This is a genomic window from Pseudomonas tensinigenes (assembly GCF_014268445.2).
Lineage (GTDB): Bacteria > Pseudomonadota > Gammaproteobacteria > Pseudomonadales > Pseudomonadaceae > Aquipseudomonas > Aquipseudomonas tensinigenes.
Map to the genome: position 1 here is coordinate 3,482,836 of NZ_CP077089.1, position 19,612 is coordinate 3,502,447.

Here is a 19,612-nt window from a genome sequence, read left to right on the forward strand (position 1 = left end):
TAGCGATCTCCGTGGTTTTATTTTTTTTCGGGGAGATGTAGTAATACCTTGTGATAGGACATCGTACAAGTTGTTCGTTGTCCGCGAGTTGTAGGGCGCTTGTCCATAAGCGCCCTGATCGGTCAGCGGTCCAGCCAGAGCTTGATCTGCGCGCAGACGGCCTGGGTAGAAATGCCGTAACGATCATGCAGTGTCGGCAAAGCACCCGCGTCCAGAAACGCGTCCGGCAAGGCGATCTGCCTGAACGCTGGCGTGACCCCGTTACGCAGCAGCACACCAGCGACGGCCTCACCGAGACCACCAATAATCGAGCTGTTTTCTGCGGTGACCACCAAACGACCTGATTTGCGTGCTTCGGCAAGAATGGCTTGCTCATCCAGCGGCTTTATCGTCGGTACGTGCAGTACGGCGACATCCACGCCATCGGCTTGCAGTTCCTTGGCGGCTTCCAGTGCACGCATGGTCATCAGGCCGGTGGAGATGATCAGCACATCGTTACCGGTGCGCAGGGTTTTGGCTTTGCCGATCTCGAACTGATAGCCGTACTCGTCGAGCACCAGCGGTACGTTGCCGCGCAGCAAACGCATGTACACAGGCCCTTGATGCGCGGCGATCGCTGGTACGGCCTGTTCGATTTCCAGGGCATCGCAGGGGTCGACAATCATCAGGTTGGGCATGGCACGGAAGATGGCCAGGTCATCGGTGGCCTGGTGGCTGGGGCCGTATCCGGTGGTGAGACCGGGCAGGCCGCAGACGATTTTGACGTTGAGGTTTTCCTCGGCGATGGCCATGCAGATGAAGTCATAGGCACGCCGCGAAGCAAACACCGCATAGGTCGTGGCAAAGGGGACGAAGCCTTCACGGGCCATGCCCGCGGCTGCACTCATCAGCAGTTGTTCGGCCATGCCCATTTGATAGAACCGGTCCGGGTGGGCCTTGGCGAAGATGTGCAGGTCGGTGTATTTGGACAGGTCGGCGGACAGGCCGACGATGTCCTGGCGTTGATCAGCCAGCGCCGCCAGCGCATGACCGAAAGGCGCGGCTTTGGTGGCTTGGCCCTCAGAAGCGATGGACGCGATCATCGCCGACGTGGTCAGGCGTTTCTTGCTCGGCTCGGCAGTCGGCATGGGTGTTTTGACGGCGTTGTTCATTGGTTTTTTCCTTCTTCAAGATTGCGCAGCGCCAGGTCCCATTCGTGCTCTTCCACACGGATGAAGTGGGTTTTCTCGCGGGTTTCCAGGAAGGGCACGCCTTTGCCCATTTTGGTGTCGCAGATGATCACTCTTGGTTGGCTGCCAGAATGATTGCGCGCGGCATCGAATGCGCTGACCAGCGCCTCCAGATCATTGCCGTCGACGCGCTGGGTGAACCAGCCAAACGCCTGCCAGCGATCGACGATGGGTTCGAACGAAAGGATTTCACTGGAGTGACCGTCAGCTTGCTGGTTGTTGACGTCGACGATGGCGATCAGGTTGTCGAGCTTCCAGTGCGAAGCCGACATCACCGCTTCCCAGGTCGAGCCTTCGTTCAACTCGCCATCGGACAGCAGGTTGTAGACGAAGGAGGGCGAATCTTTGCGCTTGAGGCCCAGGCAGGCACCGACAGCGATGCCCAGCCCCTGACCCAACGAGCCGCCGGTGATTTCCATGCCCGGGGTGTAGGCGGCCATGCCCGACATCGGCAGGCGACTGTCGTCCGAGCCGTAGGTTTCCAGCTCTTCGAGCGGGATGATCTCGGCTTCGATCAGCGCTGCGTACAGCGCAATGGCGTAGTGACCGATGGAGAGGTAGAAGCGATCGCGCTGCTCCCATTCAGGGTCTGCGGGGCGATGATTCATCGCATGAAAGTAAGACACCGCCAGCAGATCGGCAGCGCCGAGAGCCTGGCCGACGTAGCCCTGACCCTGGACCTGGCCCATGCGCAACGCATGGCGGCGAATGTTGTGCGCGCGCTCTGTCAGGCTCAGGGATGCAGCGTGTGAAAGATTAGTCGTCATGATGAAACTCCATTAACTCAACGATTGACCAGGGCGGCGGGAATGCGCAGGACCAGACTGGCGCCGAGGAACAGCACCCCCGTAATCAGGTACATGCCGATGGCGCTGGAGCCGGTCAGGGTGGTGATCCAGCCGATCAGATAAGGCGAGCAAAACCCGGCGAGATTGGCGAAGCTGTTGACCGCAGCGATGCCGGCGGCGGCAGACACCCCACCGAGCAGCGTGGTGGGCAGCATCCAGAACAGCGACGTTGCGGACAAAATGCCGGAAGCGGCCAGGCACAGACTGAGGATCGACAGCGTTGAGTTGCCGCCCATCATCGCCGCTAGGCTTAAACCGATCGCACCGGCAATCATCGGCACGATGAGGTGCCAGCGGCGCTCGCGATGTTTGTCACCACTGCGGCCCACCAACAACATCGCGACGATGGCGCACAGGTAGGGCAGGCTGGTCATAAAACCGATGTGCAGCGGGTCGGAAACCCCCGCATTGCGCACCAGTGTGGGCAGCCAGAAGGTGATAGCGTACTGGCCCATCACCACGCAGAAGTAGATGGCCGCCAGCAGCCACAGACGGCGATCGCGAATGAATTCGCCAACCGAGGCGTGGGTGACTTTTTGCTGGTCGTCTTCGGCCAGTTCGCGAGTGATCAGGGCTTTTTCTTCGTCATTCAGCCAAGTGGCCTGATGCACGCCGTCTTTCAGATAGCTCAGCACCAGCAGCCCGACGATGACGGTCGGTACCGCCTCCAGAACGAACATCCACTGCCAGCCGGCCCAACCGTGCACGCCGGCGAAGTGGTTCATGATCCAGCCGGAAAGCGGACCACCGACCATGCCTGACAGCGGAATGGCGATGAACCACAGCACCGTCATGCGTGCCCGACGGTAGGACGGAAACCAGTAGGTGAGGTAGAGCAACAGGCCCGGCGCCAGACCGGCTTCGGCAATCCCCAGCAGAAAGCGCAACGCATAGAATTGCCACGCGGTTTCGACGAAGGCGAACAGCGCCGAAACGATGCCCCAAGTGATCATGATCCGCGCGATCCACACGCGCGCACCGACCTTGTGCAGAATGATGTTGCTGGGCACTTCGCAGAGGAAATAGCCGATGAAGAACACGCCGGCGCCCAGTCCGTAGACCGTTTCGCTGAGGGCCAGATCGTTCATCATTTGCAGCTTGGCGAAGCCGACGTTGACCCGATCCAGATAGGCGCACAAATAGCACAGCATCAAGAAAGGCATCAGGCGCCAGGCCGTTTTGCGATAGGCAGAGGAGCGCACGGTCGAAACCGCTTCGAGCGACAGGGTAGTCATGATGGTCTGATCTCTTGTTTTTATTGACCGCCAGGCCATCAGGCCCGGCTGCATCATCGATCCAGAACCGCACGGGCCGCACAGGCCCGCCCAGAAGTACTCAGTGAATCAGCATGCCGCCGTTCACATCCAAGGTGATGCCAGTCAGATAAGAGGATAAGTCGCTGGCGAGAAACAGCGCAGCGTTGGCGACGTCCTGCGCCTCACCCAGGCGACCCAGCGGAATGCCGTCGATGATTGCGTGACGGCGCTCGTCCTGCATCAGGCCGCCGGTGATGTCGGTGTGGATCAGGCCCGGCGCGATGGAGTTGACGCGAATGTTGTCGGGGCCCAGCTCCCGTGCCATGGCTTTGCCCAGACCCAGCACACCGGCCTTGGCCGCGCTGTAATGCGGGCCGCCGAAAATGCCGCCACCGCGTTGCGCAGACACCGACGACATGCAGACGATGCTGCCGCTGGCCTGCTGACGCATAAGCGGAATCACCGCTTGGGACATGAGCAGGGTGCCACGCAGGCTGACGTCCAGCACCTTGTCGTAGTCCGAGGGACGAATGTCGAGGGTTTTGAGTGGCTGGGTGATGCCAGCGTTGTTGACGAGGATATCAATGCGCCCGAAGTGCTCGATGATGGTGGCGACGGCTTGCTGAACCTGCGCCTCGTCCGCGACGTTAGCCGCCAGTCCCAGGTGACCTTCGCCCAACGACGCGGCGGCGTCGCGTGCTGCGGAGGCATCCAGATCGAGAATGACGACACGAGCGCCTTGTTGTGCGAACGTCGTCGCTGTAGCGCGGCCGATGCCACGGGCAGATGCGGCACCGGTGATGATTGCGACTTTGCCTTGGAGAAGCATGGAGGTGTTCCTCTAATTGTTTTTATGGGTTCGGTCCGCAAAGAACCGATGACTCAGCTTGTCCTCCAGACCGGCCCTGAGCAATAACGCAAACCTCACTGGGTGCTGAAAAAAATTCAGCACTCGCCAGCGCTGTCTGCCAATGCTTGAATAGCCATAAGCCCGGCCCAAGCCACTTGCAGCGGAAAAACAATCATCATGAGTTCATCTGGCGATGCACCTGCGACCCTGCCACCCCTGAAAGCCATTCAGGCCTTTGAGCAAACGGCACGCTTCGGCAACGTTGCCCGCGCGGCCGAATTGCTGGACTTGACCCCGTCAGCGGTCAGTCACCAGTTGGCCAAGCTGGAGGCGATGATCGGGCGTCAGCTATTTCTCAGAACAGCCAGAGGCGTGACATTGACGCCGGTGGGCGAGCAATACCTGACTGAAGTGTCCGGCATCCTGCACAGCCTGGCGGTGGCGACAGAGCGTGCCGCCAGCGATGTCAGCCTCGATTGTCTGCGGTTGCACTCGTCGCCCAGCTTCGGACTGCTGTGGCTGATGCCGCGGCTGGAACAGTTTCGCCAGAGTCATCCCGACATCCAGCTCAATCTGTCGTGTTCTTACGAATCACTGCATTTCAGTCGCGACAAGATCGATGTCGACATCCGTCACGGCATGCCCAATTGGCCAAGTTTCGAAGTCCGTACGGTGCGCAATGAAAAAATTGCCGTGCTGGCGTCGCCGAAACTGCTGCAGCAACGCCCGATCCGCACAGTCGCGGATCTGCTCGACTGCAATCTGATCCTGTCGGAAGCGACGCTGATCAAGTGGCCGCAGCTGTTTGCTCAACATGGCCTGTCGCGTCCTGAAAAACCCTATTCACTCAGCTTTGACCGCTCCTACATGACATTGGAGGCGGCCAGCCACGGTCTTGGGTTCGCCTTGGAAAGCACGCTGCTTGCGCAGGATTATCTGGCGCGCGGCGCGTTAGTCGAAGTGACGCCAGGCTTGAGTGCCCCGATCACCGCACACCACCTGGTGTTCCCGAGAGCGCACGCCGGTTTTCCGCGGGTCAGGCGATTTCTGGAGTGGATGCAGAATGAGCTGGGGCACGACTTCAACTACTGACGGTTATGTCATGAAGCCTGTGCCCGAATGTCGGGTATCTACTGATGTATCTCGGTCACGGACATGGTGAACACCAATTTGGATCTGCCCGCGTTGGAATAGGAGTGAGGCACATCGGTTTTCGCCACTGCCGAACTCCCGGCAGGAATGATCAGCTCTGTTTCCCCGATCATGCATTTCAACGTGCCTTTCTCTACATGGAACAGTTCAAGCGTGCCTTGAGGGTGCCCCGGTGAAGCGAACGATTCACCTGGATGCATTTCCCAGCGCCATAACTCGATCATGTTCGGGCCGGACGTTCCTGCAAGAAGTCGCGCGGTGCCTCCAAGGTCACCGGTCCAGAGCGTAGGGATATCCTGGCTTTCGATGATATGGGCAGAGGGTGCCTCGGTCACATTGACGATGTCGGCAACCGACAGGCCCAGCGCGGCTGCGATTTTGCAAAGAATGCCGATACTGGGATTCGCGGTGCATTTTTCTATTTCGACGACCATTCCTTTGCTCACGCCTGAGCGCCGAGAAAGCTCGTCCAGCGTGATTTTCTGTGCCTTGCGGGCTTGTTTGAGTGTCCGCGCAACGGCCAGGCTGACGGCTTGAGCATCAGCACCCGGGGTAGTCGACAAGCTGGCATTCATGGTCATTGATCAGGTTCATGAAAAAAAGTGCCGGAATTTTCGGCCCTTAACGATCGTGGCGTCAATCGACTCAGCCACTGAAGTGGATCATGGCGGTCATTATATTGACTAAATCGGTCATCGATAGATAGCATGAAACACCATTTGAATCCTCGAGGTTTTTTATGCAGTCCGTACTGCCGTTGATTGATCAAGCCGTTGCAGAACTGGCTCCGGAGTTCCGGGCCCTGAGCATTGTGGTGGAAGCTGCACTACTCACCCGTCCTGAAGTTGCTCGGGCCGCCCTGGATCATGCTTGCAAGGCTGTGCAGGCGGGTGGTCCAAGCTGGGGAGACGCTCACCTTGCCGCCTGGGCCGACGCCTTCAGAAAGTTCGGGGCCAAGCCGCAGCGCACGCCTTGTTCAGCCGAAGCGTTGCGTAAAAGGGTCTTACGTGACGGGACCTTGCCGAGCCTCGATCCCATCGTCGATCTCTACAACGCCATCAGTATCGAGTACGCCATTCCGGTGGGCGGGGAAAACATAGACGCCTATGCAGGCTCACCGCAGCTTGTTGTCGCCGATGGCAGCGAGCCGTTTGACACGATGAAAGAGGGCGTTCCTGCTGTCGAGTATCCGGATGCCGGCGAAGTGGTCTGGCGTGATGACAAAGGCGTGACCTGCCGCCGCTGGAATTGGCGGCAAGGTGTCAGAACCCGCCTCGGTGTCGATGCGCAGAACATGTGGTTCATTCTGGAGAGTTTGCCAGCGATGCCGCTTGATGCCTTGACTGAAGCCGGGGACAAGCTGATCGCAGGTTTGCAGCAAATGATGCCCGGCGTGCAGATTGAAAGCTCGCTGATTGGCCCTGGGGCCAACTAGCCGACAGACCACTGAAAAGAGCCTCGATGAAAGAAGGGCGCTCGCCGTGATGCCCTTCTCGAGTTCAAACGTTCGGAATCTGCTGCGGGCACCATTGGGTATCAGTCAACCATCACCTCATTTAGTGCCTGCTCAAGCAGGCTGACCGTACGCTCGATATTCTGCAGCTTCTCCAGTCCGAACAGACCGAGGCGGAAGGTCTGGAAGTCGGCCGGCTCGTCGCACTGCAACGGCACGCCGGCAGCGATCTGCAGGCCGTGATTGGCAAATTTCCTGCCGCTCTTGATATCGGCATCATCGGTGTAGCTCACTACAACACCAGGGGCCTGAAAGCCCGCAGCGGCCACACTTTTGATGCCTTTGCCGGTCAACAGCGCACGCACCCGATCGCCCAGCGCCTGTTGTTCATCGCGAACCTTGTCGAAACCGTAGGCTTGCGTCTCTTTCATCACCTCGTTGAACCGCGCCAGGGAATCGCTGGGCATGGTCGCGTGATAGGCATGTCCGCCCTGTTCGTAGGCCTGCATGATCTGCAGCCACTTTTTCAGGTCGCAGGCGAAGCTGCTGCTTTGCGTCTGTTCGATACGCTCGAGCGCCGCAGCACTGAACATCACCAGCGCGCAGCAAGGGGAGGCGCTCCAGCCTTTCTGGGGTGCACTGATCAGCAGGTCGACGGCGCATTTGTGCATATCCACCCAAATCGTGCCGGAGGCGATGCAGTCCAGTACGAACAGACCACCCACCGCATGCACGGCGTCGCCGACGGCCCTCAGGTACTCGTCGGGCAGGAGGATTCCGGATGAAGTTTCAACGTGGGGCGCGAAGACGACTTTCGGTTTCTGCGCCGCGATGGCGGCAAGCACCTCGTCCAGCGGCGGCGGGGCGTAGGCTGCCTGGCGACCCGTCTCGACCGGCCCGGCCTTGAGCACCGTAGTGGCCGCCGGGATGTTGCCCATCTCCAGAATCTGGCTCCAGCGATAACTGAACCAGCCGTTGCGTAGCACCAGACATTGCTGGTCGGTAGCAAACTGCCGCGCCACCGCTTCCATGCCGAACGTGCCGCTGCCCGGAACCACCGCCACCGCCTCGGCGTGGTAGACCTGTTTCAGGGTCGTGGAAATGTTCTTCATCACGCCTTGAAAGGACTGCGACATGTGGTTCAGCGAGCGGTCGGTGTAGACCACGGAATACTCGACCAATCCCTCGGGATCGATGCTCGGATAGAGCTTGGACATGGTGACTCCTTTGGCAGAGGGCTAAACATCATTGGCAAGCAAGTGTAGGCAAAGGGCAGGGATCAGCTCATCGAAATGCGCAAATGAGGTTAGAGTGCTCGGCAATGTCTCAATCGTTGCGTGAACCATGAAGCTGCCGCTGTTTATTTCTCTGGATGGGCCCAAGGGCACCGGCAAAACCACACTGCTGGAGGCCGTTACCGCCGCACTGCGGGCAAACAACCAGAAAGTCATTCGGCTGTGCGAGAGAAAAAGCGATCCATACCGCGGCGAAACCATGGCCCTGGTCAACCAGCTCGCCAGACATCCCTCGCGGGAACTGGAGTGGGCGGTGTGTCAGCGCCTTGCGGATAGCCGACGCTGGATTTCTGAGCGGGTGCTGCCCAAACAGCCGCTGGACAGCATCATCCTGATCGATCGCTGGTATCCGTCGGATGCCGCATTTCGCCACAGCGTGCCGTTTGCCGAGATTCTGCAGTTGAACATGCAGCGAGGCGTGCGCGTGCCGGATCTGCATGTCGGCGTTGTCACTGCGCCGGATATTTCATGGGCGAGGGCGACGGCACGATCGCGTGGACTAGGCGGCACAGTAATCCAGAGACACGCCGAGCACGTCGTGTGTAGCGAGATGTTCGAGCAGGCGGTTGCCGATCACGGCTGGGTGTTGTGCCGTAACGAAGGAACCATCGAAGCCGCAACGACTCAGGTAGTTGCAGAGATCTATAAAGTGCTTGGCTGATTGTCGAATCAGCGCCGCCTGATCTAGTTTGAATGTCAGGTTTCTCTGACATGAGCTTACCGTACTGACGGATCACACGCCCCCCATGCTCACAAACCTCTGGTATGTCGTTCTCCCATCGTCACAGCTGACTGATGGATTGATGCCGGTTCAATTGCTCGGACAACCCTTCGTTGCGTTCCGCGATGACGCGGGTGTCGCTCATGTGCTCTCGGATATTTGCGTGCATCGCGGCGGTTCGCTGTCCGCCGGCACCAAGGTCGACAACAGCGTGCAGTGTCCCTATCACGGCTGGCGGTTTGGCGCTGATGGTGTTTGCACGCTGATACCGGCGCAGCCGGACCTGCGGATTCCCGCCAAGGCCCGCGTCGATGCGTACCCGACACTGGAGCGATATGGCTGGATCTGGGCGTTTTTAGGTGATCTGCCGGAGTCTGAGCGCCCACCGTTGCCCATGCTCGACTGGATCGACGATCCCGCCATCCGCGTGGTCTCGGGCCACTTTGACTGGCAGGCCAGTTGGGACCGTATTATCGAAAACGGCCTGGACTTCGCGCACGCACCGTTTGTCCATGGTTCAACCTTCGGCGATCCGGATCACCCCGAGATTGAATCATTCGAGGTCGACAGCGATGCGTGGAGCGGCAGCGCCCAAATGCTCATGCGCAGGCCGGCGCGCAAAGGTCTGTTGAGGCGTAAATCCTCCACTGAGTTTGTCAGCGTCGCCACTGTTCCGGGGTTTCACCTCTCGGGTCCGTGCACCACGCTTGAGCTTGAGTTGCCGAATGGCTGGCGAATCTACATCGTCTCGGCGCATGTCCCGATTGACGCTAACCGCACGCGCACTTGGTGGATGATGGGCAGAACGTTCCTGCGCACCCGACTGCTGGATCGCAGGTTTATTGCGAGCAATATTCGCATCTTCGAACAAGATCACGCTGTGCTGAAAAACGTCCGGCCCGAACGTGTGCCGGACTCTTTCCAGCAGGAGGTTTCGTTGAAATCCGATGCGCTGCAGATTGCTTTTCGCAAAGGCGTGCAGGCACTGGAGTTGCGCGGCTGGCGCATCGATGAAGAGCGTCTTGCGCGAACCTTCACCGGACGCCAGGCCTGTGCAGTACCCAGCCCCGAACGTCGTCAGATTCGCGCTTGGGCGATCGAGCCGATTCCGCTCGTGGATATCACCCACGAATCTGAATAGTGCTGCGAGCCAGCCTGCGCTTGGCGCAGACTGGCGCAACCCTCAGCGCGTCTCACATTGCGGCGAAGGCTCGCCGCTCAGTGCATCAACCATCGGCGGATGCTCTTGCACCGCTTGACGCAAATCTTCGGTCACTCGCAATTCCGCACCTGTCGGCGAGAACGTGGCTGCCGCTGCAAACGGCGCGGGATTGGCCGGAACCGGGCGTTTGCCACGGCGCCACAGGAAGAAGGTGACCATGCACAGATTGACCAGTGCAAACACCCAGAACAAACCATTGGCACCGAACGAATTCATCACCGGCGAGATCATCATCGGACTGATCGCCGAGCCCAGTGAGTTGATCAGCAACAGGCCCTGAATCATCGGCACCAAGGCTTCGGCCGGGGCGCGGTCGGCGGCGTGGCTGACCGCGACCGGGTAAAGCGCGAACACACCACCGCCAAGCAGAAACAACATCACCGCGAGCATCGTCGAGGACAGCGGTAGCAGCACGATCAGCAGCGACAGCAGTGTGCACGCCACCGTCAAAAGAGTAAGAACCTGCAAACGATCCTTGCGGTCGGACCAACGCCCGACCGGGTATTGCAGGAGCATCGCGCCGAGGATCGTCCAGGCCATCATGCTGCCGACTTCACCGACATTCAGACCGCTGCGTTGCAGGTACAGCGGCAGCAAGGTGTAAATCGCCGCGATGGTCACCCCCGAGCCGAAACAGCCGACCAGTCCGGTCGGCGTCACGCCCAGCAGTTGCCGTGGCTTGAGCGGTTCAACCTGATCGAGCAATGGCGACACGCGCGGCAGGATCACGATCGGCAGCACCGACAAAGAAGCGAGCATGCCGGCGACCATGAACGGTGCGCTGTCGCTCAAACCGGTGATTTTGCCCAACGTTGCCTGCCCCAACACACCGGCGCCGTACAAGACGATCATGTACAACGCGAGCAAGCGCCCGCGAATCTTCGCGTCGCCCGCCAGCAGCAGCCAGCTTTCGATCACCAGAAATACGCCGACCGTGGCCCAGCCGTTGATCAGGCGCAGGGCGAACCAGCCCCAAGTGTCATAGAACAAGCCCTGCAGCAGGATGGTCACGGCGATCAGCGAGGCAAAGCTGCCGTAGGCGCGGATATGACCGATGCGCAGAATCAAGCGGTCATTGAAAACGGCGCCCAAAGTCAGACCGATGAAGTAGGCCGATGAAACGATACCGATCATCGTGGTCGACGCACCGGCAGCGTCCAGGCGAAGGGTGGTCAGCGATGACATGAAACCGTTGCCCAGCGCAACAATGAACAGCCCGAGCAGGGGCGCCAGCGCCATGGCCAGCAAACGCGGAGACATAAAAACCTCTAGAGATCGAACAGCGCAACGTGCGGCTCTGCGCATGCGATTGCCAAGCCGGGGTGTGTGGTGCGGGCGCCTGCCAGACGGGCAGGGCGGTTGGATACGTTTCGGTCGCCAGATCCGGCGACTGCAAGAGCGCGCGGATTCTAAGGCTTGTACGGAATTTTCCAATGGCTGTTTGCTGCGACAGTTGGACGCAGGTCAATCAAGGTCGTGACATAACGACAGCTCATCGTTTGCACAGCAAAAATGTTCCTTTATTGATCCTCTTGCGCTGGTTAGCCTGTGCGGTCGGTTTGCCATTTTGTGCCAGGAGTCATGATGCTGATCAAAGGTGAGCGGGCAGCCACAGCGTGTGGTTTGGTGGCGATCGTTTTGTGGAGTACCGCCGCCGGATTGATCAGGGGCGTCAGCGAGCACTTCGGTCCGCTAGGGGGCGCTGCGTTGATCTATTCGCTGGGCGCCATGCTGTTGCTGGTGTTCCTTGGCCGCCCGCGGATTCGCTCGACTTCCAGGCTCTATCTGCTGCTCGGCAGCGCATTGTTCGTCGCTTATGAGGTGTGCCTGTCGTTGGCGCTGGGTTTCGCCAGTGATCGTCATCAAGCCATCGAACTGGGCGTGGTCAATTATCTGTGGCCGTGCCTGACCGTGGTGCTGGCGATCGTCATGAACGGGCAGAAAACCCGCTGGTTCATCATTCCAGGCTCTGCGTTGGCGATTTTCGGCATCTTGTGGGTGGTCAGTGGCGAGGGTTTATCGCTGCCGGGGATTGTGCGCAATGTTCAGTCCAACCCGCTGAGCTACAGCCTGGCATTGACCTGTGCGATCACCTTTGCGCTGTATTGCAATGTCACGCGTCGCTATGCAGGTGGGCAGAATCTGGTGGTGCTGTTTTTCGTATTGACGTCCGTGGTGCTGTGGGCGAAGTGGTACGTCAGCCAGGAACAGATTCCGCCATTCACTTGGGAAAACTCCCTGGAGCTGCTGGCAGCCGGAATCGCCATGGCTGGCGGTTACGCGCTGTGGAACATCGGCATTCTGCGCGGAAACCTGACCTTGCTGGCGACCGCGTCCTACTCCGCGCCCGTGCTGTCGTCGGCGTTCGCCGCGGTGTGGCTGGGCGTGAGTTTGCAGATGCAATTCTGGCAGGGCGCCGTGCTGGTGACGGTGGGCTCGTTACTGTGTTGGCAGGCGACCCGGCAGCACAAGATTTCCCAAGCAACTCCGATCAAGGTCAGCGTGGGCGAAAACCCTCACTGAAAGAGGCCTTAGCGGCCTGCCTTAACGGATGCTAAATTAGCGTCGCAACGCAAGTCTCCCGCAATCACGCGGGTTTATGGAGAGCAACAGCATGGAAGCCACCCCTGTAGACCGTTCAGCCCCGATTCGTTACTGGGCAGTACTGGGCTTGTCACTGCTGTTCAACCCCTCAACCCCGGCCATGGCCTTTACCCCCGAGCTGCATTCGGCCTACGCGCTAAAAGCAGCGCAGGCGTTTCAGCGCTGCCCCGGAGTAAAGCTACCTGTGCAGTTGGGCGAGGCGTTGGCTAAAGGAACGGATGCAGAAGACTCAAGCCCGCTGACGATCCTTCAGCGCGCCACCCACTGGCATTTCTACAACCGCAACGAAAAGCTTGAGCCATTCTGGTTCGTCGAGCGCAATCTGGACGCGATTTTCAGCAAACGCATAGAGAAACTGAACGAGCTGCTGGATAAACCTGATGCCGACCCGGTTGAGGTCTACGAGCAAGCAGGAAGGGTTTTGCATTACATACAGGACATGAGCGTCCCCGGCCATGTGGTGCCGGCTTACCACGCAAAGTTACCGGGCAATCCTGCCGATCCGTTTGATGAGTTCGAGAGCATTGAAGCCCTGCCGGTGTTCGACTTGTCTGACTTGCAGTGTCAGGCACTTCGTGATGAGGCGGATAAAGCCGATGCCAACCCTCGACGTTTTCTGGACGCCGCTGCCACAGCAACCTTGCAAGCGATAGAGCAGATAGACGCGGCCGGTAAACCTGTCGTCGACGGCGCATGGAAATCGTATTGGGTGTATCCCGCCCGAGATACCGATGAGGCCCGCAAAGGCTGGGGCCAATACGGTACCTGCGAATTTGCAAAGGGCAATGTCAATGCTGGGTGCAAGCGTGAAGAAGAGCTTGTGGCGTTGTTCGAACAACAGTCTCGGCAGGCTCAGAGAAACTCGGTGCTGATGCTTTTTTATGTGCAAAAGAAGCTGGCCGAAGCAGGCCAGAAAAACGCCAGTGCAATGGCTGATCAATAGTGGGGACTGAAATTTAGAATGCGCCGCTTAATAGCTCATGGATGTGTTGTTGTCAGTGTTGCGATGCTGTGTTCAGGATGTACCTCCTATGCGACCGTGCCGACAATCAACGAACACGCTGGAACCGCAACCCAGGAAATCATCTCCAGCTTCAGCTACGAAATAGACTCTCCCTGGAAAAACAGTCGCCTTGGCAAAGACGCCTATGCGCTGACAAAGAACATGATTCCAAATGCACAGGATCTCAGCTCCAGACCTACCGCCTCAAGCCCCCCTGCACTGGAAATAAAAATCTCGGAATTTTCATTGGGTGGCGCTTGCACACAAGAGTATTTGACGGGGTTGAGTTTCGGTTTGATTCCGAGTTGGTGTACGAGGCCAGACCTGTTCAAGTTTGATTTCATTCTGAATAAAGATAACGGCTTTTGCAGGCAAAGAACTTACTCAGTAAGCGCCACAACCGTTTCACACCTCGTGATGATTCCGTTTGCGCTGTTTGAGCCAGAGAAACGACCACTGGCCATTTATCAGGCTTCGCTAAAAGATTTCCTTCAAGCCGATCAATGTTCCAAAGGCTTGTGACCGGCGCATCAGGCCTTCAAAAATCTCGCGGCGTAACTGACAAACAACAACAGGAAAACCAAGCCACCCAATGCGACCACCAGCGTACTGAGATGCGCAACCATGCCGATGAACGCTGGGCCCATGAGAATGCCGGCGTAGCCCATCGAGATGATCGCCGGAATCGCGGTGCGCTGGGGCATGCGCTGTTGCCGGCCCGCCGCCGTAAACAGCACCGGGACTATGTTCGAGCATCCGATACCGACCAAGGCATAGCCCAGCAATGCCGCCTGCCAACTATCGAATACTAGCGAAACCAGCATGCCCGCCGCCGCGCAGACCCCGCCCAGCGCTACCACGCGAACGCCACCCAGTCGGCTGACGATGGCGTCTCCGGTCAGGCGCCCGAGCGTCATCGCCGCCGCGAAGCTGGCATAACCCAAACCGGCGTAGCTGGGTTCCATTGCGCGTTGCGAGGCGAGAAAAACCGCGCTCCAGTCGAGCATGGCGCCTTCCGTCAGGAAAACAATGAAACACAGGCTGCCCAACAGCAGCACGATCCCCCGTGGTATCGCCAACAACGGGCCGTCTCTTTCCGTGCCATAGGTCAGTAAGCCTGGCGCAGCCTTGTACAGTGCGGCGAGGATGATCGCCACCAGACAAAGTATCGACAGTAGCGGATCCAGACCCAGGCTGAGCATCGCCGTCATGGCCCCGGCACCGGCGATACCGCCGACACTGTAGAGCCCGTGGAACCCAGATTGCAGGGTTTCGCCGCTGTTCTTTTCAACAATGATCGACTGGATATTGATCGCGCAATCGAGCATGCCCATGCTGGCGCCGAACCCCAGCACCGCAAGCGTCAGCCCCGGCAGCCATGTCAGATGGCTCAGCATCGGCAGCACCGAACACAACGCGATAGTTGAGCAGATGATCACTGGCCGGCAGCCAAAACGTGCAGTCAGGTAACCGGCAAACGGCATGGCGACGATCGAGCCGATACCAAACCCCAGCAACAACAGGCCCAGTCCACCGTCGTCCAGTCCGGTACGCGCTTTGACTAACGGCACGAGTGGCGCCCAGGCCGACATCACAATGCCGGTGATCAAAAATACAATGCGCGTCGACACGCGTTCGCCGTGGTTTGTATAAGCTGCCAGGGATGACGTCGAGGAGTTCATTAATGCGGACATCCTTATCGGTGTCTCCCGGCTTTTTTCGGTTACCAGCCGGAACAACAGCTTATCGAGACGAAAGAGTCCCTCCAGCATCCGTCGGGATGCTGAAAGGAGGAGGGGTGGAACTGGTGAGGAGAACGCAGATCAGCCAACAGACTTCAACGGGATGGGGCCTTTGAGCCGATCCATCATGGTCGCGCAATACCAGTCATCGAACTGACAAACGCCAGTCTCGGCGGTTTCCGAATAAGGCCCCGGCTCGTACGACGGCGAGGTCACGCCACGCTGGGTGCCCTCGACCAACGTGCGGTCCTGATCGTTGGTGGCAATCCAGACCTTGGTCAGGCGCTCGAGATCGTAATCAACGCCTTCCACTGCGCTTTCGGGTACCAGCCATTTGGTGGTGACCAATGTTTCCGTGGCGCTGATTGGCAGAACGCGGAAGCTCAGCGCATGGTCACCGAGGAAGTGATTCCAGGTGGAGGGGTAGTGGAAGTACAGCAGCGCACCGATGTCCGTTTCAGCCGTCTTGTCCAGGCGACCGGCAACGGCCGGTTTGCCGTCCATGGTGTAGCTGACGGCACCGGATGACAGCGGAATACGGGTCATGCGGAACTGACCATTGATATCCATCACCAGACGGCTTGGTAACCCGGCGCTTTCGCACTTGGACCAGTAAGCCGATAGCTCTGGATCATCTTCGCCACTGACGCCGCCCACCGAAAGGTTATCGACGAACGAGTGCAGCAGCTCCGGGTGTGAGCCGTCGCAGTGATAGCACTCGCGATTGTTTTCGAAGACCAGTTTCCAGTTGCCTTTCTCGATGATGTTCGATTCGAACGCCACTTTGCAGTTTTCAAGGTAATGCGGCGCGATGAAAGGGCTGACGGCTTTGCGGAAACCTTCGAAATCAGGAGCCTTGGCGGCCACGCAGACATAAATGTAGGTATCGACGATCTCGCAGTGAACGCTTTTCAGACTGTATTGGGATTTGTCGAAATCCTGGCCCATGTTGCCGGCGAACAACAGGTTGCCATCCAGCTCGTACGTCCACTTGTGATACGGGCAAACCATCTTCGCCACTTTGCCGTGATCGGCCTCGCAGATTTTTGCGCCACGGTGACGGCAGGCGTTATGGAATGCCCGGACCTCGCCGTCTTTGCCGCGTACCACTGCGACGGGATAGTCACCGATCTGTAGAGTGAAATACTGCCCCGGCTTGGTGATTTCAAAGGTGTGGCCGGCGAAGATCCAGTCCTTGTGCCAGATCTGCTCAAGGTCCTGACGGTAAACGCTTTCATTGCTGTAAAGAGCGCCTGGCAGCGAGTGCCAGGCTTTACGCTGTGCAATCAGGTCAAAAACGCTTTCTTTATAGTTCATTGTTATCCTCCCATAGGCGACATGGGTCTCAGCCTATATGGCCGAAGACAGACGTCACAAACGACATTTGCTGTGGGCAATTCATGTGTTGGCGTTATCGATGCAGGCCTGACTGGAGTGGTGGGACTTCGTGAAAAATCAGTTCCAAAGCAGTAATGGCGCAACTGGATTGAGCGATGTGTTTGATCGCTGTTTTCACCTCGGCACTGCGCTCTACACCGAGACCGCTGGCGAACAGATCAAATTTCTGGCTCAGCTCTTCAGCACTCAAAGCCGTTTCGGGATCGCCCCGCGCGGCGGTGACCGGACTCACCAGCACGGCACCGTTCTTCAGCGTAATGGTTAATCTGGAGAGAATTTCGGCGGGAAAGCGGGCCGAGATATCGGCGGCTTCGACGACTTCGATACGGCGGCTCAATGCCAGAATGTCTTCGGCAAAAATCGCCGCCCCGGTGACTTCCTCCGGACCGACCTTGCCCCGCACAATCAGTGCTGCCAGCGGGAAGGCCAAGGCGTACTGCGCCTGGTCGGCATCACTCGGCACGTGGCCCTGTAAACACATCGACTCGTAGAACGTTTCCACGCGAACGGTTTCAATCGAATCCGTATCAAGCTCAGGGGTTTCCCGCAGCAAATCGAGCATGGCGGTCAGCGCCGGTTGTGCCCAGCGGCAAACTGGCCAGGGTTTGAAGTACTGACTGTCGATCTCCCAGCGTGCACCGATGTCGTTCCAGTATTCGGCGACGGTGACGTCTTCAACCGTTTCTGCCGGTGCACCGGTGATGCCTTCCCGGGCCATGAGCAGCGCATTCAATCCGGCAAATGCCCCTGCACCGTGGGCATCGCGCAGCATGGTCGGCGCTTGCACCACGCGCATCATTGGACAGCGTGCGCTGAAGTACTCGGCGATGCCCAAGGCATGGCGAAAGGACGGTTCATCAAAGCCCAGCAAGCGTGCCCCGGCGCAGACAACGCCCAGCGCGGAAAAACCACCCGATGCGTGATAAGTCGGCGAGGTCGCCATCAAGGCCGAACCTGCCCGCAGTGCCGTTTCATAACCGATGCACAGGGCGGTGAGCAGTTCATGGCCGCTGATCGACTGGCTTTGATGATGCAGCGCATCGGCGAGGGCAAGTACGGCGGGAACAACGGTCGCTCCGGCGTGCCCCTTGGATTTGAAGTGGCCTTCATGGGCGTCGAGGCTGTCAGCGCTGAAACCTCCGGCCCAAGCCGCACCAAGCACATTGACACGCTGCCCGGCAAAGATCAGGCGACTGCTGTAAGCGCCCGCCGGGTAATGCTGTTCGGCAAAACGCCGCATCGCGATACTGGTGTCATTGCTGGCCGCGCCGGCCATGACGCCGACGATATCCAGCAGACTGTCTTGCACGATTGCACGGGTCTTGAACGGGGCATCGAGGAAATCAAAGTCGCGACAGAATTCGAAGAGTGACATTCAACAATCCCTTCCTGTGAGTTGAGCCGAACCGATCATGGCCGGCGCGGCTCAACAATGAGCCAGGGGGAGGGTGCCGCTCTAGCAACATTTTCGTCGGGCTATTGATAACCAAATCGCCCGACGCTTGTGCAGGCTGGATTAACGGCGGGGAAACTTCGCCAGAATCCATTCGCGAAAACGCCGCAGTTCATCTTCGTTTTCGGAGCTTTCGCGACAGCTCAGGTAGTGCCAACTGTTGCGCAATTGCACCTGCTGCTCGATCGGTCGCACCAACAGGCCTTGCTGCACCAATCCCGTGACCAAGTGATTCCAGCCCAACGCAATGCCCTGATGGGTCAGGACCATGCTGATCAGCAGGTTGTAGTCGTTGGCATTGAAGATCTGCGGACTGTTCGGCGGACGGTCATCGATATCGATGGCCTGAAACGCTAGCCACACGCCCCAGTCGACATGCTCGGCGACTTGCGAGCGGCCATAGGGACTCAGATTGAGCAGGGCCGAATCGCGCACGCCTTCGATCGTCGAAATTTCCGGGTGTTTCTCCAGATACTGCGGGGTGCACACCGGGTAAATCACGTCGTGGCACAACGGGTAGCTTCTATAACCGTCACGGATGCGCGAAATCTTGGTGATGAAGATGTCCGGCTGCACACCGGGTTCCATGGTCAGAAAGTTCTGCGTGGTGATCAGGTTGAGTTCGATGTCCGGGCACTGGGCGAAGAACTCCTGCAGATGATTCGACAGCCACAGCGCGGAAAAGGCCGGCGAGCAACAAACGGTGAGGACCTTCTTGGTCGACTGACTGCTGCGGATGCGTTCGGCAGCCTGGGCGATGTTGACGAACGACAGCTGCGCGGCATCGAAGAACACCGCGCCGGCGGCCGTCAGTTCCACCGCACGACCGACCCGGGTAAACAGCTGCGCGCCCAGATAGCTTTCCAGCTCACGGATCTGCCGGCTGATGGCGGCTTGGGAAACGCACAACGCCTCGGCCGCACGGGTAAAGCTTTCGTATTTGGCCGCGGCGACAAATGCCTTCACAGCCCTCAAGGACGGCATTTTCAGCAGGATGGTGTCAGGGTCGACATGCTTGCTCATTCGTACACTCTCCTAACGATACAGCTCCCCAACGAAGCGCGAGGAGGGTAACGGAACCGTGCGGGGAGGGCTACGCGAGCGTCGCTGTGGGGATAGACCCGGTCGCTCATGGTGCTGACGCGGCACTCGGCAGTGGCAGCCGTCGCAACCGATAACCCGACGTTATCGAATTGCCCCTGTAAATGTAGTTGGATTAAGCGGGGTGATGCTAATAGATTTGAAACATCCCTTTTTCCTGGGACCTCAAAAATAATAAAAGGAAGCCCGTCGTGAAGACATCTATTCATTACCGCTGCCGCTTACAATTATTTTTGCTCGTTTGCCTGTCGCTTAATGCGAAAGATGCACGATGCGAAGGAGGCA

18 protein-coding genes are annotated in these 19,612 nt (G+C 58.6%); 7 read left to right on the forward strand and 11 right to left on the reverse strand.

The annotated features are described in order from the left end of the window. Nucleotides 1–122 precede the first annotated feature (122 nt). The 4 genes from HU718_RS15295 to HU718_RS15310 form a co-directional block, all read right to left on the reverse strand. Nucleotides 123–1,151, reverse strand: a complete 1,029-nt coding sequence (locus HU718_RS15295; RefSeq protein WP_186615157.1) for a transketolase family protein — start codon at nt 1,149–1,151, stop codon at nt 123–125. After that, nucleotides 1,148–1,996, reverse strand: coding sequence for a transketolase (locus HU718_RS15300; RefSeq protein ID WP_186615155.1), 849 nt, complete (start codon nt 1,994–1,996; stop codon nt 1,148–1,150). The genes HU718_RS15295 and HU718_RS15300 overlap by 4 nt, the downstream gene beginning before the upstream one ends. 17 nt (nt 1,997–2,013) lie before the next feature. Next, complete coding sequence (locus tag HU718_RS15305; RefSeq protein ID WP_016984522.1) at nt 2,014–3,312, reverse strand: MFS transporter; 1,299 nt, start codon at nt 3,310–3,312, stop codon at nt 2,014–2,016. A 100-nt stretch (nt 3,313–3,412) separates the two neighbouring features. Beyond that, entirely contained in the window at nt 3,413–4,162 is a 750-nt protein-coding gene (locus tag HU718_RS15310; RefSeq protein ID WP_122843954.1) for an SDR family NAD(P)-dependent oxidoreductase, read from the reverse strand. A gap of 198 nt (nt 4,163–4,360) precedes the next feature. Here HU718_RS15310 and HU718_RS15315 point away from each other — a divergent pair, with 198 nt between their 5' ends. Continuing rightward, the gene (locus HU718_RS15315) at nt 4,361–5,275 is read left to right on the forward strand and encodes a LysR substrate-binding domain-containing protein (protein WP_016984524.1); all 915 of its coding nucleotides are present in this window, start codon (nt 4,361–4,363) and stop codon (nt 5,273–5,275) included. Nucleotides 5,276–5,313: 38 nt separating this feature from the next. Here HU718_RS15315 and HU718_RS15320 read toward each other — a convergent pair whose 3' ends face one another. Beyond that, nucleotides 5,314–5,916, reverse strand: a complete 603-nt coding sequence (locus HU718_RS15320) for an XRE family transcriptional regulator (protein ID WP_180697804.1) — start codon at nt 5,914–5,916, stop codon at nt 5,314–5,316. Nucleotides 5,917–6,074: 158 nt separating this feature from the next. Between HU718_RS15320 and HU718_RS15325 the strand changes: the two genes are divergently transcribed. Further along, nucleotides 6,075–6,770 carry a B3/B4 domain-containing protein gene (locus HU718_RS15325; protein ID WP_186615153.1) on the forward strand — a complete coding sequence of 232 codons (696 nt, stop codon included), beginning with the start codon at nt 6,075–6,077 and terminating at the stop codon, nt 6,768–6,770. A gap of 101 nt (nt 6,771–6,871) precedes the next feature. On the opposite strand, the gene HU718_RS15330 is transcribed toward HU718_RS15325, so the two are convergent. Next, nucleotides 6,872–8,005, reverse strand: a complete 1,134-nt coding sequence (locus HU718_RS15330; RefSeq protein ID WP_186615151.1) for a pyridoxal-phosphate-dependent aminotransferase family protein — start codon at nt 8,003–8,005, stop codon at nt 6,872–6,874. 127 nt (nt 8,006–8,132) lie between these two features. On the opposite strand from HU718_RS15330, the gene HU718_RS15335 reads away from it, so the two are divergent. Next, entirely contained in the window at nt 8,133–8,744 is a 612-nt protein-coding gene (locus HU718_RS15335; protein WP_186615149.1) for a dTMP kinase, read from the forward strand. 85 nt (nt 8,745–8,829) lie between these two features. Then, nucleotides 8,830–9,945 carry an aromatic ring-hydroxylating dioxygenase subunit alpha gene (locus tag HU718_RS15340; RefSeq protein WP_186615147.1) on the forward strand — a complete coding sequence of 372 codons (1,116 nt, stop codon included), beginning with the start codon at nt 8,830–8,832 and terminating at the stop codon, nt 9,943–9,945. 42 nt (nt 9,946–9,987) lie between these two features. Here the strand turns inward: HU718_RS15340 and HU718_RS15345 are convergent, their stop codons facing one another. Continuing rightward, nucleotides 9,988–11,331 carry an MFS transporter gene (locus HU718_RS15345; protein WP_186615145.1) on the reverse strand — a complete coding sequence of 448 codons (1,344 nt, stop codon included), beginning with the start codon at nt 11,329–11,331 and terminating at the stop codon, nt 9,988–9,990. 279 nt (nt 11,332–11,610) lie between these two features. Here HU718_RS15345 and yddG point away from each other — a divergent pair, with 279 nt between their 5' ends. The 3 genes from yddG to HU718_RS15360 all read left to right on the forward strand — a co-directional run bounded on the left by yddG (nt 11,611) and on the right by HU718_RS15360 (nt 14,155). After that, nucleotides 11,611–12,549 (forward strand): aromatic amino acid DMT transporter YddG, encoded by a 939-nt coding sequence (yddG, locus tag HU718_RS15350; RefSeq protein ID WP_186615143.1) that lies wholly within the window; start codon nt 11,611–11,613, stop codon nt 12,547–12,549. Between the two features lie 91 nt (nt 12,550–12,640). After that, entirely contained in the window at nt 12,641–13,573 is a 933-nt protein-coding gene (locus tag HU718_RS15355) for a phospholipase C/P1 nuclease family protein (protein ID WP_186615141.1), read from the forward strand. 18 nt (nt 13,574–13,591) lie between these two features. After that, nucleotides 13,592–14,155, forward strand: coding sequence for a hypothetical protein (locus tag HU718_RS15360; RefSeq protein WP_186615139.1), 564 nt, complete (start codon nt 13,592–13,594; stop codon nt 14,153–14,155). An 8-nt stretch (nt 14,156–14,163) separates the two neighbouring features. Here the strand turns inward: HU718_RS15360 and HU718_RS15365 are convergent, their stop codons facing one another. From HU718_RS15365 to HU718_RS15380, 4 genes are all read right to left on the reverse strand, one after another. Beyond that, nucleotides 14,164–15,315: an MFS transporter gene (locus tag HU718_RS15365; RefSeq protein ID WP_186615137.1), complete on the reverse strand. Its 1,152-nt coding sequence runs from the start codon at nt 15,313–15,315 to the stop codon at nt 14,164–14,166. Between the two features lie 141 nt (nt 15,316–15,456). After that, nucleotides 15,457–16,692 (reverse strand): aromatic ring-hydroxylating oxygenase subunit alpha, encoded by a 1,236-nt coding sequence (locus HU718_RS15370; RefSeq protein ID WP_150729206.1) that lies wholly within the window; start codon nt 16,690–16,692, stop codon nt 15,457–15,459. Between the two features lie 94 nt (nt 16,693–16,786). Continuing rightward, nucleotides 16,787–18,148: an MmgE/PrpD family protein gene (locus HU718_RS15375; RefSeq protein ID WP_186615135.1), complete on the reverse strand. Its 1,362-nt coding sequence runs from the start codon at nt 18,146–18,148 to the stop codon at nt 16,787–16,789. Between the two features lie 141 nt (nt 18,149–18,289). Next, nucleotides 18,290–19,249, reverse strand: a complete 960-nt coding sequence (locus HU718_RS15380; protein ID WP_007913217.1) for a LysR family transcriptional regulator — start codon at nt 19,247–19,249, stop codon at nt 18,290–18,292. Nucleotides 19,250–19,612: the final 363 nt, after the last annotated feature.

Coding starts and splice junctions, on each gene's coding strand:
- HU718_RS15360 (WP_186615139.1), top strand. CDS start 13,592: ATGCGCCGCTTAATAGCTCATGGATGTGTTGTTGTCAGTGTTGCGATG.
- HU718_RS15310 (WP_122843954.1), bottom strand. CDS start 4,162: ATGCTTCTCCAAGGCAAAGTCGCAATCATCACCGGTGCCGCATCTGCC.
- HU718_RS15370 (WP_150729206.1), bottom strand. CDS start 16,692: ATGAACTATAAAGAAAGCGTTTTTGACCTGATTGCACAGCGTAAAGCC.
- yddG (WP_186615143.1), top strand. CDS start 11,611: ATGCTGATCAAAGGTGAGCGGGCAGCCACAGCGTGTGGTTTGGTGGCG.
- HU718_RS15355 (WP_186615141.1), top strand. CDS start 12,641: ATGGAAGCCACCCCTGTAGACCGTTCAGCCCCGATTCGTTACTGGGCA.
- HU718_RS15345 (WP_186615145.1), bottom strand. CDS start 11,331: ATGCGCAGAGCCGCACGTTGCGCTGTTCGATCTCTAGAGGTTTTTATG.
- HU718_RS15375 (WP_186615135.1), bottom strand. CDS start 18,148: ATGTCACTCTTCGAATTCTGTCGCGACTTTGATTTCCTCGATGCCCCG.
- HU718_RS15380 (WP_007913217.1), bottom strand. CDS start 19,249: ATGAGCAAGCATGTCGACCCTGACACCATCCTGCTGAAAATGCCGTCC.
- HU718_RS15320 (WP_180697804.1), bottom strand. CDS start 5,916: ATGACCATGAATGCCAGCTTGTCGACTACCCCGGGTGCTGATGCTCAA.
- HU718_RS15315 (WP_016984524.1), top strand. CDS start 4,361: ATGAGTTCATCTGGCGATGCACCTGCGACCCTGCCACCCCTGAAAGCC.
- HU718_RS15330 (WP_186615151.1), bottom strand. CDS start 8,005: ATGTCCAAGCTCTATCCGAGCATCGATCCCGAGGGATTGGTCGAGTAT.
- HU718_RS15325 (WP_186615153.1), top strand. CDS start 6,075: ATGCAGTCCGTACTGCCGTTGATTGATCAAGCCGTTGCAGAACTGGCT.
- HU718_RS15305 (WP_016984522.1), bottom strand. CDS start 3,312: ATGACTACCCTGTCGCTCGAAGCGGTTTCGACCGTGCGCTCCTCTGCC.
- HU718_RS15335 (WP_186615149.1), top strand. CDS start 8,133: ATGAAGCTGCCGCTGTTTATTTCTCTGGATGGGCCCAAGGGCACCGGC.
- HU718_RS15340 (WP_186615147.1), top strand. CDS start 8,830: ATGCTCACAAACCTCTGGTATGTCGTTCTCCCATCGTCACAGCTGACT.
- HU718_RS15300 (WP_186615155.1), bottom strand. CDS start 1,996: ATGACGACTAATCTTTCACACGCTGCATCCCTGAGCCTGACAGAGCGC.
- HU718_RS15295 (WP_186615157.1), bottom strand. CDS start 1,151: ATGAACAACGCCGTCAAAACACCCATGCCGACTGCCGAGCCGAGCAAG.
- HU718_RS15365 (WP_186615137.1), bottom strand. CDS start 15,315: ATGAACTCCTCGACGTCATCCCTGGCAGCTTATACAAACCACGGCGAA.